The organism is Pirellulales bacterium (assembly GCA_035533075.1).
Lineage (GTDB): Bacteria > Planctomycetota > Planctomycetia > Pirellulales > JAICIG01 > DASSFG01.
This window is the reverse complement of sequence record DATLUO010000167.1, coordinates 10,136-25,241: the sequence shown is the minus strand read 5'-3', so window position 1 is coordinate 25,241 and position 15,106 is coordinate 10,136. Positions and strand designations below refer to the sequence as shown.

Below are 15,106 nucleotides of genomic sequence, written 5' to 3'. Positions count from 1 at the left end.
CGCTTGATCGGCCGTGGCCGCCCCTGTCCGGCCCTACCGTCCGGCCCTACCGCAAATTGAAGGTCTCGATTTCCAGCGTCACGAGCCGGTCGATCACCTCGGTGGGCGTCTGCGGGCGGCGTAACGGCTGCTTCGACAGCATCTGATGCACGAAGCGGGCCACTGTGGCGGGCACGGTCGGCGTCAGCATCCGCAACGGCTCCGGCTCGCCCTGCCGGTGCAGGTCGGCGAGCTGCTCCAAGCTGCGGGCGACGAAGGGCGGCCGTCCGGTGAGCAGCTCGTAGAGCGTCGCTCCCAGGCTGTAAAGGTCGCTGCGAATGTCCGGACGCAAGGCCGAGGTGATCATTTCCGGCGCGATGTAGTGCATCGTGCCCGTTACGCAACGATTGATGATGCTCGTCGTGTCATCGGGCCGGCGAGCGAAGCCGAGATCGAGCAGCGTCACATGGCCGTCGGGCGAAAGGAACAGGTTGCTCGGCTTGACGTCGGCGTGCATCCAGCCGGCCTGGTGCAGAGCGTCGAGCGCTTCGGCCGTCTGCCGGGCAATCCAAAGGGCCATCGGCAAGCTCAGGCGGTCGCCGCCGGCCAGGCGTTGCGAGAGCGCGAGGCCTTCCAAAAGCGGCATCACCAGAAAATACGGCGGCGCGGCCACGTGCGCCGACAGCACCGACACCAGATGGGGATGCGAGAGCGTGCGGCCCACGATCGCTTCGCGCCGCAAGACTTCGATCGCCGCCGAATCTTCCGACCAGCGATCGGAAAGCACCTTGAGGGCATAGACCGCGGCCCGCTCGGCGGCCTGCGAAACCGGCCGGGCCGCATAGACGCGGCAGAGCTGCCCCTCGCCAATCATTCGCACGAGTTGCCACTGGCCAATGCGCGCCGCGGTTTCCGTCGGCGGAGCAATCGCGGAGGCCGGCTTGATCGCGGTCGCTGGCATTCAGGTGCTGCTCGATAGGCAAACTTTTCCCTATCGGTCAGATCGGCTATGAAAGGCCGCGAAGTTGAGTGCGGGATCAAGACCGCCACGAATTGGCCGTAGCGAGCTTGCGAGCGCCGGCCCACCGCGATGGCGCCGTCGATTACGGTGGGCCGGCGCTCGCAAGCTCGCTGGTCCCACCCTACGGGCAACCCACAAGGCTATCCTCCACGGTCTTGCAGGGCGACAAAACCCCGTCCGCCGGCTTCAACCCGGCTTTCGGCACAGGCCGCGTTCTTCATAAAGTCGGGCCGACCCGAAAAAGCTTCGGCGTGGTTGCGAACCGCCACTGGGGCGGTCGATAACTTTTGCGTAGCTACCCCACCTTAAAATATCGTGCTCGGTGGTGCGAAGCGGATTCGGGCAGCGTGAATCCATTTTGTGCGGGCCGACCGGGCACGGCATGCCTTTGATACTGCTGTAATGTTGTTTTCCACGTTCTGGGAACGCTGGTTCAGTCCAGCCTCGCGCGAGAAGCGCAAGGCTGCGCCGCGCCGCGCGCGGCGCAAGAAGAACAACCTCGGCTTCGAGTGGCTCGAAGATCGCCGGATGCTGAAGGCCATCACCGGCATTCAAGAAATCGGGTCTGTCACACAGTGGCAGTCGGGGCAAACCAGCCTGTCCATGACCGTGAGCACCGCGGTGGGGGCGGGCCACAGCGTGTTCATCCTCATGGCCATGTCCGGCGTCAGTGGCACCGTGACCGCCTCCGACAGCGCCGGCAATGCGTACACCAAGGACGTCGACGTCGACAACTCCGGAAATGTCCGGACACTGATCTTTTCGTCGAACGGCGTGGCGGAGATCCCGGTCGGTGGCACGATCACCGTTTCGTTTCCCAGCACCACGACCGCCAAGGCGTTGGTGGCCGGCGAATTTGATGGTTTGCTGGCCCCCACGGCGCTAGACAAGACAAGCACGAATACGGGGAGTAGCTCGAATCCCTCCTCCGGCAGCACGTCCACGACATCACAAGCCAGCGAGTTGCTGCAAGGCGCCGTTGGAAAAACCGGTACGACCAGCGATTCGTTTTCGGCGGGCAGCGGATGGTACGGAGCCGCAGGCGTCAGTACTTCGAACGGTTCGGGCGACGTAACCATCGAGCCGGAATTTGAGATTGTTTCCTCGACTGGTGGCTACAACGCCAACGGCACATTAAACTGGTCAGCTCCATACGCCGCGGGTATCGCCACCTATCGGGCCGACCCGACGACGCATCTCGTGTTCAGTTCCGTGCCAGCCAACGCCGCGGTCGGCACCGCGTTTAATGTTACGGTCACCGCCGAAACGGCCTCGAGCTCGACCGACGCCGGTTATACAGGCACCGTGCATTTCACCAGCTCCGACGGCGCCGCGGTGCTGCCCGGCAACTACACCTTCACGACCGCCGATGCCGGCGTACACACCTTTAGCGTCACGCTGAAAACCGTCGGCAACCAGACCGTGACCGCCAGCGATGTCTATGACAGCACCGTCACCGGCACTTCCAGCTCGATCGCGACAGCCGTCGTGGCCTCGAAGTACGTCGTCAGCGCGCCGGCCAGCGCGACGGCGGGCACGTCGTTCAATGTGACGGTCACGGCCGAAGACGCGTCTGGCGACACGGCGACGGGCTATACCGGCACCGTCCACTTCACAAGTACCGACGGCCAGGCCGTGTTGCCGAGCAATTACACGTATGTGAGCGGCGACAACGGCGTCCATAGTTTCACCGTCACGCTAAAGACCTCCGGCAACCAGACGGTCACCGCCACCGACACGGTCACCGGCAGCATCAGCGGCACGAGTGGCACGATCGTCACCTCGCCGGGGGCCGTGACGAACCTTTCGGTCAGCGCCCCGGCAAACGCCACGGCCGGCACCAGCTTCAACGTTACCGTCGCGGCCAAAGACGCCTACGGCAACACCAACGCCGGCTATACCGGTACGGTCCACTTCACGAGCAGCGACGGCCAGGCCGTGCTGCCAGCCGACTACACGTTCGTGGCCGGCGACAACGGCAGCAAAACCTTCAGCGTGACCCTGAAAACCGCCGGGAACCAGACGGTGACCGCGACCGACACCGTCACCGGCTCGATCAACGGTACCAGCGGCACCGTCGCCGTCGCCGCCGCCTCGGCGACGACATTGACGGTGAGCGCACCGGCCAGCGCGACGGCCGGCACGGCCTTCAACGTCACCGTCACGGCCTATGACGCCTACGGCAACGTCGCGACCGGTTATTCAGGGACCGTGCATTTCACCGGCACCGATGGCCAGGCCGTGTTTCCCGGCGACTACACGTTTGTCAGTGGCGACGCCGGCACCAAGACCGTCAGCGTGACGCTAAAGACGGCCGGCAACCGGACAGTCACGGCGACCGATACCGTGACCGGTTCGATCACCGGCACCAGCGGCGCCGTTTCGGTATCGACGGCGTCGATCTCGAAATTCGCGGTGAGCGCTCCCGCCACCGCGGCGGCCGGCACGGCCTTCAACAATCTCACCGTGACGGCCCAGGACGCCTACGGCAACACGATCGCGGACTATCTCGGCACCGTCACGTTCACCAGCAGCGACGGCGCCGCGGTGCTGCCGGGCAACTACACCTTCAGCGGCGGTAATGCCGGCACGCAAACGTTCAGTGTGACGCTGAAAACGGCCGGCAACCAGACCATCACGGCGACCGACACGGTCACGGGCACGATCACGGGCACCAGCGGCAACGTGACCGTCTCGGCCGCCGCGGCCACGACGTTATCGGTCACGGCCGGCGCCAGCCAGACGGCCGGCACGTCGTTCAATGTCACCGTCACCGCCCGGGACGCTTACGGAAATACGGCTACGGGCTACACCGGAACGGTCCAACTCACCAGCACCGATGGCGCGGCCGTGCTGCCCAGCAATTACACGTATGTCGGTGGAGATGCCGGGGCGCATGTTTTCAGCATGACGTTGAAAACGGCCGGCGACCAGACGGTCACGGCCACCGACACCGTGACCGGCACCATCACCGGAACGACCGGCGCGATTGCCGTTTCGGCCGCCTCGGCGACCACGCTGAGCGTCAGCGCGCCGGCCGCCGCCACCGCCGGCGCGTCGTTCAACGTCACGGTCACCGCCAAAGACGCTTACGGCAACATGGCCACCGCCTATACTGGCACGGTCACCTTCACCAGCACCGACGGCCAGGCCGTGTTGCCCGGCAACTACACCTTCGTCGGTGGCGACGCGGGCGCACACGTCTTCAGCGTGACGCTCAAGACGTCGGGCAATAAAACAGTGACGGCCACCGATACCGTGACGGGCACGATCACCGGAACCAGCGGCTCCGTCGCGGTCGCGGCCGCTTCGGCGACGCACTTGTCGGTCACCGCGCCGGCCAGCGCCACGGCGGGAACGAGCTTCAACGTCACCGTCACCGCGCTCGATGCCTACGGCAACACGGCCACCGCCTACGTCGGCACAGTCCACTTCACCAGCACCGACGGCGCCGCGACCTTGCCGGGCGACTACACCTTCGGCGCGGGTAACGCGGGCGTCGACACGTTCAGTGTGACACTCAAGACTTCCGGCAACCAGACCGTCACCGCCACCGACACGGTGACGGGCACGATCAGCGGCACCAGTGGCGACGTAAACGTATCGGCCGCCTCGGCCACAACCTTGACGGTCATCGCCGGCGCCAGTCAGACGGCCGGCACTTCGTTCAACGTCACGATTACCGCCAAGGACATTTACGGCAACACGGCCACCGGCTACACCGGAACGGTCCAACTCACCAGCACCGATGGCGCGGCCGTGCTGCCCAGCAATTACACGTTTGTCGGTGGAGATGCCGGCGTTCACACCCTCAGTGTTACGCTCAAGACGGCGGGCAACCAGACCGTCACGGCCACCGACACCGTGACCGTCACGATCACCGGAACGACCGGCGCGATTGCCCTTTCGGCTGCCTCGGCGACCACGCTGAGCGTCAGCGTGCCGGCCGCCGCCACGGCCGGCACGTCGTTCGACGTCACGGTCACCGCCAAGGACGCTTACGGCAACCTGGCCACCGGCTATACCGGCACGGTCACCTTCACCAGCACCGACGGCCAGGCGGTGCTGCCCGGCAACTACACCTTCGTGGGCGGCGACGCGAGCGCACACGTCTTCAGCGTGACGCTCAAGACGTCGGGCAATAAAACAGTGACGGCCACCGATACCGTGACGGGCACGATCACCGGAACCAGCGGCTCCGTCGCGGTGGCGGCCGCTTCGGCGACGCACTTGTCGGTCACCGCGCCGGCCAGCGCCACGGCGGGAACGAGCTTCAACGTCACCGTCACGGCGCTCGATGCCTACGGCAACACGGCCACCGCCTACGTCGGCACAGTCCACTTCACCAGCACCGACGGCGCCGCGATCTTGCCGGGCGACTACACCTTCGGCGCGGGTAACGCGGGCGTCGACACGTTCAGCGTGACACTCAAGACTTCCGGCAACCAGACCGTCACCGCCACCGACACGGTGACGGGCACGATCACGGGCACCAGCGGCGCCATAGCCACCGATGCCGCCGCGGCCACGCATTTCACCGTGGTCGCGCCGGCCACGGCCACCGCCGGCACGGCGTTCAACTTCACGGTGACCGCACTCGACCAGTTTGGCAACACGGCGACCGGCTATACCGGCACGGTCGCGTTTGCCAGCACCGACGCCGCGGCCGCCTTGCCCGGCAACTACGTGTTTGTCGCGGGCGATGCCGGAGTCAAGACGTTCAGCGCGACGCTCAAGACGAGCGGCAGCCAGACGATTGCCGCCACCGACACCCTGACCGGCTCGATCACCGGCACGAGTGCGAGCGTCGTCACCGGCAACGCCGCCGCCACGCACCTTGAGGTTGGCACGCCGTCCGGCGCCACCGCCGGCGTACCGTTCAGCGTCACGATCACGGCGCTCGACGCCTACGGCAACACGGCCGTCGATTATGCCGGCACAGTCCACTTCACCAGCAGCGATCCAAGCGCCGTCCTACCCGCCGACAGCACGCTGACCAATGGCGTCGGCACGTTCAGCGTAACGCTCAAGAAGTCGGGCACTCAGACGATCACCGCCACCGACACCGTGACCGGCTCGATCGCCGGCACCAGCGGCGGCATTTTGACCGTTACCAGCGCCACGCACTTGGGAGTCAGCGCGCCGGCCAACGTCACGGCGGGCACACCGTTCACCGTCACCATCACCGCGCTCGACCAGTATGGGAACACGGCCGCCAGCTATACGGGCGAAATCCACTTCACCAGCACCGACGGCTCGGCCGTGCTGCCGGCCGATTACACCTTCAGCGCGGGCAACGCGGGTGTGGCCACGTTCAGCGTCACGCTGAAGACGGCCGGCAACCAGACCATCGCCGCCACCGATACCGTTACCGGCTCGATCACCGGAAACAGCGGCACCATCGCCGCGGCCGCCGCGACGGCCACACACTTTACGGTGAGCGCGCCGGCCACCGCCACCGCCGGTTCGGCGTTCGACGTCACGGTCACCGCCTTCGATGCCTACGGCAACACCGCTGCCGGGTACACCGGCACGGTGCATTTCACCAGCAGCGACGGCCAGGCGGCACTGCCCGCCAACTACACCTTCGTCGCCGGCGACGCGGGAGTCCACCTATTCAGCGTCACGCTGAAGACGGCGGGCAATCAAACGGTCACCGCCACCGATACCGTCACTGCCACGATCGCAGGCACCAGCGGCAGCGTGGCCGTAGCCGCCGCGGCGGCCACGCACATCGCCGTCAGCGGGCCCGCCGCGGCCACCGCTGGAAACGCCTTCAACATCACGGCGACCGCACTTGACGGCTACGGCAACACCGTCACCGCTTACGCCGGCACCGCGCATTTCACCAGCAGCGACGGCAGCGCGGTGTTGCCGGCCAACAGCACACTGACCAGCGGCGTGGGCACGTTCGGCGTCACGCTCAAGACGGCCGGCAATCAGACGGTGACCGCCACCGACACCACTACGGGAACGATCGATGGCACGAGCGGAGCGATCGCCGTGGCGCCCAGCGCGGCGACGCACTTTGCCGTGGGGGCGTCGGCCACCGCAACTGCCGGCAGCGCCTTTAACGTGACGGTGACCGCACTGGACGCTTCCGGCAATGTGGCCACCGGCTACGTTGGCACGGTCCAGTTCACCAGCAGCGACGGCGCCGCCGTTTTGCCCGCAAACTATACGTTCTCAACGGCCAACGCCGGTGTGGCCACCTTCAGCATGATGCTGAAGACGGCGGGCAACCAAACGGTCACGGCCACCGACACGGCGACCGGCTCGATCACCGGCAACAGTGCCGCGATCGTCACGTCGCCCGCCGGAGCTTCGCACTTTACCGTCAGCGCGCCGGCCAATGCCACGGCCGGCACGGCATTCAACGTGACGGTGACCGCGTTCGACCCCTACGGCAACACGGCCACCGGTTATACCGGGACGGTGACCTTGACCAGCGGCGATGCTCAGGCGGTCCTGCCCGCCAACTACACGTTCGTGCCGGGCGATGCGGGCGCACATACCTTCAACGTGACGCTCAAGACCTCGGGCAACCAGACCGTGACGGCCACCGACACCAGCACCGGCTCGATCGCCGGCACCAGCGGCACCATTGCCACGTCGGCGGCATTGGCCGCACACTTTACCGTGAGCGCCCCGACCACTGCCACGGCGGGCACGGCGTTCAACGTGACGGTGACCGCCCTGGACCAGTTCGGCAACACGGCCACCGGCTACGGCGGCACGGTGCATTTCACCAGCAGCGACGCCGCCGCCGCCTTGCCCGCCAACGGCACACTGAGCAGCGGCGTGGGGACCTTCAGCGTCACCTTGAAGACCTCCGGAAGCCAGACCATCACGGCCACCGACACGGTCAGCGGCTCGATCGCCGGCAGCAGCAATACGATTGCCACCGCCGCGGCTGCCGCCACGCACATCTCCGTCAGTGCGCCGGCCAATGCCACGGCCGGCACGGCCTTCAACATTACGGTGACCGCGCTCGACCAATACGGCAATGTCGCCACCGGCTACGCCGGCACGGTCCATTTCACCAGCACCGATGCGGCGGCGACCCTGCCCGCCGACTACAGCTTCGGCTCCGGGAACGCCGGCGTGGAAACGCTGAGCGTGACGTTGAAGACGGCCGGCAACTTTACGGTCTCGGCCACCGATACCGTCACCGGCTCGATTGCCGGTGCCAGTGGCACGATCGCCACCGTGGCCGGCACGGCAACCCATTTTTCGCTGACCGCTCCGGCCAGCACCACGGCGGGCAGCTCATTCGACATTACGGTCACGGCGCTCGACGCCTACGGCAACACGGCCACCGCCTACGCCGGCACCGTGCAGTTTTCCAGCAGCGACGGCGCGGCCACCCTGCCCGCCAACAGCACGTTGACCAATGGCGCCGGCACCTTCAGCGTCACCTTGCTCACCTCCGGCAGCCAGACGGTCACGGCCACCGACACGGTGACGGGTTCGATCACCGGCAGCACCGCCGCCATCACCACGTCGGCGGCGGCCGCCACGCACCTGAGCGTATCGGCTCCCGTGAGCGCCGCGGCCGGGCTGGCCTTCGATGTGACCGTCGCCGCACGCGACGCTTACGGCAACGTGGCCACCGGCTATGCGGGCACGGTCGACTTCACCAGCAACGATGGTCAGGCGGTTTTGCCCGCGGACAGCACCTTGGTGAACGGCGTGCAAACGTTCGTCGTGACTCTGAAGACCCTGGGCAATCGCACGCTGACGGCCACCGACACGGTCACCGGCTCAATCACCGGCACCAGCGGAACGATCGACACCGTGGGCGCTCCGGCCACGCACTTTTCGGTCGTCGCGCCCGTCAGCACGTTCGCGGGCGCAGCGTTCACGGTCACCGTCACCGCGCTCGATCCCTACGGAAACGTCGACAGCCACTACGTCGGCACCGTCCACTTTACGAGCAGCGATGGATCGGCAGTGTTGCCCGGCGATTACACTTTCTTGGCCGCCAATGCGGGCACGCACACCTTCAGCGTCACGCTGACGACGGCCGGCAATCAGACCGTCACGGCCACCGACACCGTGAGCGGCGCCATCACCGGCACCAGCGGCACGATTGCGACGGCACCGGCCAGCAACACGCACTTTGTCTTCAGCGCCCCGGCGAACTCGACCGCCGGCACCGCGTTCAACATCACCGTGACCGTCGAGGACCAATACAACAATACCGTCACCGGATACTCGGGAACGCTGCACTTCACCAGCAGCGACACCGCCGCCGTGCTGCCGGCCGACAGCGGCCTGACCAACGGCGTCGGCACCTTCAGCGTCACCTTGGAGACGGCCGGATCGCAAACCATTACCGCGGTCGACACCAGCGACAACTCCATCAACGGCACCACCAGTACGATTGCGACGGTCGCCGCGCCGGCCAGCCAGTTCGTGTTTACCAGCCCCTCGACGGCGACGGCGGGCACGAGCTTCAATGTCACGCTCACTTCGGAAGACGCCTACGGCAATATCGACACGAACTATCTCGGCACCGTTCACTTTGCCAGCAGCGACGGCGCCGCGGTACTGCCAGGCAATTACACGTTTGCCGGCGCGAACATGGGTGTGGCGACCTTCAGCATGACATTGGAGACCGCGGGCAACCAAACGTTGACGGCCACCGATACCGTCACCAGTTCCATCACCGGCACCAGCGGCACGGTTGCCGATGCGGCAGCGGCCGCGACCCACCTGTCGGTCAGCGCCCCGGTCAACGCCACGGCCGGCACGGCGTTCAGCATCACGGTGACCGCGCTCGACCAATTCGGCAACACGGCCACCGGCTACACCGGCACGGTCCACTTCACCAGCAGCGACGGCCAGGCCGTGTTACCGGCCAATTACACGTTGACCTCCGGCGATGCGGGCACGAAAGCGTTCAGTGCGACGTTGAAAACTTCCGGCAATCAAACGCTGACGGCCACCGACAGCGTGACCGGCTCGATCGACGGAACGAGCGGCGCCGTGAGCACGTCGCCGGCCGCCGCCACGCACTACACTTTCAGCTCGCCGACGAGCGCCACGGCCGGCGCGGCGTTCAACATTACGGTCACGGCCCGCGACGCCTACGGCAACACCGCCACGGGTTACACCGGCACGGTCCACTTCACCAGCAGCGACGCGGCGGGCGCGCTGCCGGCCGACAGCACCTTGACGGCCGGCGTGGGCACGTTCAGCGTCGCGCTCAAGACGGCCGGCGACCAGACGGTCACCGCCACCGATACCGTCACTGGGTCGATCACCGGCACCACCGGCACGATCGCCACCGTGGCCGGCGCCGCCACGCACTACACGGTCACCGCCCCGGCGAACGCCACGGCCGGTGTGGCCTTCAGCGTTACGGTTGCGGCACTCGATCAGTATGGCAACACGGCCACCGGCTACAGCGGCACGGTACACCTTTCCAGCGGCGACGGGGCGGCGGTCTTGCCCGCCAATAGCGCCTTGACCAACGGCGTGGGCACGTTCAGCGTCACGCTCAAGACGGCCGGCGACCAGACGGTCACGGCCACCGACGTCGTGAACAATCTGATCGTCGGTACGAGCGGTCCGATTGCCAATGCGGCCGCGGCGGCCACGCAGCTCTCCGTGAGTGCCCCGGCCAACGCGACCGCTGGCTCGGCCTTCAACATTACGGTCACCGCGGTTGACGCCTACGGCAACACGGCCACCAGCTACTCCGGCACGGTCCACTTTACCAGCAGTGATCCCGGCGCGCCAGGACTGCCGGGCAACAGCACATTAACCAACGGCACGGGCACCTTCAGCGTGACGCTGAAGACGGCCGGCAGCCGCACCGTGGCGGCCACCGACACCGTCAGCGGCTCGATCAGCGGCGTGAGCGGCCCGATCGCCGTGGCGCCCGCGTTGGCGACGCATTTCACCGTCAGCGGCCCGGCCACCGCCGCATCGGGCCTCTCGTTCAATCTTACGGTCACGGCGCTGGACAACTACGGCAACGTTGCCGCAGGCTATACGGGCACCGTGCATTTCACCAGCACCGACGGCGCGGCTGCGCTGCCAGCCGACTATACGTTTTCCGGTGCCAATGCCGGCGTGGGCACTTTCAGCGTCACGTTGAAAACCGCCGGCAATCAGACCGTGACGGCCACCGACACGGTCACCGGCTCGATCGCCGGCACCACCGGCTCGATCGGCACCACCGCGGCGACGGCCACGCACTTCTCCGTCAGCGCGCCGGCCAGCGCCACCGCCGGCTCGGCATTCAACATCACGGTCACCGCGCTCGATCCCTATAACAACACGGCCACCGCCTACGCCGGCTCGATCGAATTCACCAGCAGCGACGGCGCCGCCCTGCTGCCGGCCAACAGCGCGTTGACCTCCGGCACGGGCACGTTTTCGATCACCCTGCGGACCAAAGGCAACCAGACCGTGAGCGTCAGCGACACGGTCAGCGGGTCCATCACGGGAACGAGCGGAACAATCACGACCACCGCCGCGACGGCCACGCACTTCTCCGTCAGCAGCTCGGCCACGGCCACGGCCGGTTCGGCGTTCAACGTGACCATCACCGCGTTGGATGCCTTTGGTAACACCGACGCCAGCTACGCGGGCACGGTCCACTTCACCAGCAGCGACGGCGCGGCGGTGTTGCCCGGCAACACCACCTTGACCAATGGCGCCGGCACGTTCAGCGTCACGCTGAAGACGGCCGGCAACCAGACCATCACGGCCGCCGACACGATAACGGGCTCGATCGCAGGCACCAGCGGAGCGATTGCGGTTTCTGCCGCCGCCGCCACGCACCTCGCGATCGCGGCGCCGGCCAATGTCACCGCCTCGAACACCTTCAGCGTGACCGTCACCGCGCTCGACGCTTACGGCAACACGGCCACCGGCTACACCGGCACCGTCCATTTCACCAGCAGCGACACCGCCGCGCTGTTGCCGAGCGACTACACGTTTGGCAGCGGCAACGCCGGCACCGCCACCTTCAGCGTCACCTTGAAGATGGCGGGCAACCAGACCCTCACCGCCACCGACACCGTTACGGGCTCGATCGCCGGTGGCAGCGGCGCCATCGACGTGGCCGCCGCCGCCGCCACGCACTTCACGATCACCGCTCCGGCCAACGCCACGGCGGGCATGTCGTTCAACATCACCGTCACGGCCATCGACGCCTTCGGCAACGTGGCCACCGGATATGCCGGCACCATTCACTTCACCAGCAGCGACGGCCAGGCCGTGCTGCCGGCCAATAGCACGCTGAGCGGTGGTACGGGTAGCTTTAGCGTCACGCTTAAGACCAGCGGCAATCAGACGATCACGGCCACCGACACCGTGAGCGGCTCGACCAACGGCACCAGCTCGGCCGTTGCCACGACCGCGGCCACGGCCAGCAGCCTCACAGTGACTGCGCCGGCCTCGGCCACGGCGGGCGTGGCCTTCAACATGACCGTCACGGCCCGCGACCAATACGGCAATGTGGCCACCGGCTATGCCGGCACCGTCGCCTTCACCAGCACCGACGCGGACGCGGTGCTGCCCGCCACTTCAACCTTGACCGCCGGCACCGGCGTCTTCAGCGTAACGTTCAAGACCGCGGGCAACCAGACCGTCACGGCTACGGACACCGTCACGCCGTCGATCGCGGGCACGAGCGGCACCGTGGCCACACGTGCCGCCGCCGCCACACATTACACGGTTTCGGCGCCCGCCACCGCCACGGCCGGCTCGCCGATCAGCGTCACCGTGACCGCGCTCGACCAGTATGGCAACATCGCCACGGCCTACTTGGGCACGGTCGAGTTCACCAGCAGCGACGCCGACGCACTCCTTCCCGCCAACAGCAGCTTGAACAGCGGCGTGGGCACGTTCAGCGTCACACTGAACTCCGCCGGCAACCAGACCGTCACGGCCACCGACGCGGTGAGCGGCTCGGTGACCGGCACCAGCGGCGCCGTCGACGTCACGGCGGCGGCGGCCACGCACTTTACGGTCACCGCGCCGGCCAACGCCACCGCGGGTTCGGCCTTCAATGTGACGGTCACCGCGCTCGACGCCTACGGCAACACGGCCACCGGCTACGCGGGCACCGTCCACATTACCAGCGGCGACGGGGCGGCCCTTCTGCCGGCCAACAACACCTTGACCAATGGCATGGGCACCTTCGGCGTCACGTTGAAGACCGCAGGCAATCAGACGGTCACGGCCACGGACACGGTCGCCGGCACGATCACCGGCACCAGCGGCCCGATCGACACCTCGGCCGCCGCCGCGACGTACTTTACGGTCACCGCGCCAACCAACGCCACGGCCGGCTCGGCGTTCAACGTCAGCGTCACGGCGCTGGACGCCTACGGCAACACGGCCACCGGTTACGCGGGAACCGTCCACATCACCAGCAGCGACGGCGCGGCCGCCCTGCCGGCAAACGGCACCCTGACTGGCGGCCTGGGCACGTTCAACGTCACACTCAAGACGGCCGGCAATCAGACGGTCTCCGCCACCGATACGGTCAGCGGCTCGATCGCGGGCACCAGCGGCATCATCGCCACGGCGGCGGCCGCGGCCACGCACTTTGCCATCAGTGCGCCGGCCAGCGTCACCGCGGGCTCGGCGTTCAATATCACCGTCACCGCGCTCGATGCTTTTGGGAACACGGCCGGCGGTTATGTCGGCGCCGTCCATTTCACCAGCACGGCGGCGGGGATTCTGCCGAATGATTACACGTTCGCCGGGACCAACGCGGGCGTCGGCGTCTTCAGCGTGACCTTGGACACCGTCGGCAGCCAGACGCTGTCGATCGCCGACACGGTCAGTGGTTCCATCAACGGCGCGAGTGGCATTGTGTCGGTGCAGGCGGCCCAGACGCATTTCATCGTGAGCAGTTCGACCGTCACCCGGTCGGGCGCGGCATTGAGCGTCACCGTGCAGGCCGTCGATCAAAACGGCAATTCAATCGGCAACTACAGCGGCACGGTTCACTTCACCAGCAGCGATCCGGCGGCGGTGCTGTCCGATGCGACGATCGACGGCGGTGTGGGCACCTTTACGGTCGTGCTCAAGACGGTCGGCCAGCAGACGGTCACCGCGACGGATATCAACGACGCGGCGATCGGCGGCGTCAGCGGTACGATCGACGTGGTGGCCGCGACCGTCGTCGTCAACGGCAGCTCGGCGACCGGCTACGAAGGCGCGAGCATCGACCATGCCGTTTTGGCCGGTTTCAGTTACGGCAACAACAGCCTCCCGGCCGGTAGCTTTGCCGCGGAAATCGACTGGGGCGACGGCACGACCACGACGGGCACCGTCGTCGCCACAGGCAACGGCTACCAGGTGACCGGCAGTCATGGTTACAGCCGGTTGGGCAACTACGCGGTGACGGTGACGGCGTCGGTCGCGGGCGCGGTCATTGGCCAGGTCAACGACACCGCCCACATTTACGCGCCGCTCTTGCCCGACGGCACCCGCGGGACCGCCGAGCAGCGATTGATCTCGGCGCTGTACTACGATTTGCTGGGGCGCGACGTCGATGCGGGGGCCGTCGCCTATTGGACCAATGCTTTGGTCCAGGGCATGTCGGTCGCGCAGCTCGTACAATCGCTGGAAAACTCCTACGAATATCGCGCGATCGAAGTGAACGAAGTGTTCCAGCGCTATCTGCACCGCGGCGCGGACGCAGGTGGACTCAACTACGGGATCCTGTTTTTGGAGTCGGGCGGCACCGTCGAACAGCTTGCCGCCATACTGATCGGCTCCAACGAATACGTTCAGGGCCGCAGCGGCGGCAAGAACGCCACTTTCTTGGAAAACCTTTTCCGCGACGCGCTCGGCCGCGATATCGACGCCGCCGCGCTGAGTTGGTTCCTCGAACTCATGGCTACCGGCGCCACGCCCACGCAGATTGCCGCCACCATTCTGTCGGGCGGAGAATACCACGCCGACGTGATCGAAAGCGACTTCAGTAAATTGCTCGGGCGCGCTGCCGATTCCGGTGCCCTGGCCGCATTTGGGTCTGCGATGAACAACGGCATGACCGATGAACAGCTCATCCTGATGATCGCCGGCCAACCGGCGGGCAGCGAGTATTACAGCCGCGCCACGGCGTGATTG

General features: G+C 66.7%; 2 protein-coding genes. One reads left to right on the top strand and one right to left on the bottom strand.

Going from position 1 to position 15,106, the window contains the following annotated elements; genetic code table 11:
• Positions 1–46 precede the first annotated feature (46 nt).
• A complete protein-coding gene (locus tag VNH11_20695) occupies positions 47–940 on the bottom strand; it encodes a serine/threonine-protein kinase (GenBank protein HVA48797.1) in 894 nt (297 codons plus the stop codon).
• Between the two features lie 462 nt (positions 941–1,402).
• On the opposite strand from VNH11_20695, the gene VNH11_20690 reads away from it, so the two are divergent.
• Entirely contained in the window at positions 1,403–15,103 is a 13,701-nt protein-coding gene (locus VNH11_20690) for a hypothetical protein (GenBank protein HVA48796.1), read from the top strand.
• Positions 15,104–15,106: the final 3 nt, after the last annotated feature.

Bases quoted from the DNA above. Each gene is read 5' to 3' on its own strand.
- VNH11_20695 (HVA48797.1), bottom strand. From the start codon at position 940: ATGCCAGCGACCGCGATCAAGCCGGCCTCCGCGATTGCTCCGCCGACG.
- VNH11_20690 (HVA48796.1), top strand. From the start codon at position 1,403: ATGTTGTTTTCCACGTTCTGGGAACGCTGGTTCAGTCCAGCCTCGCGC.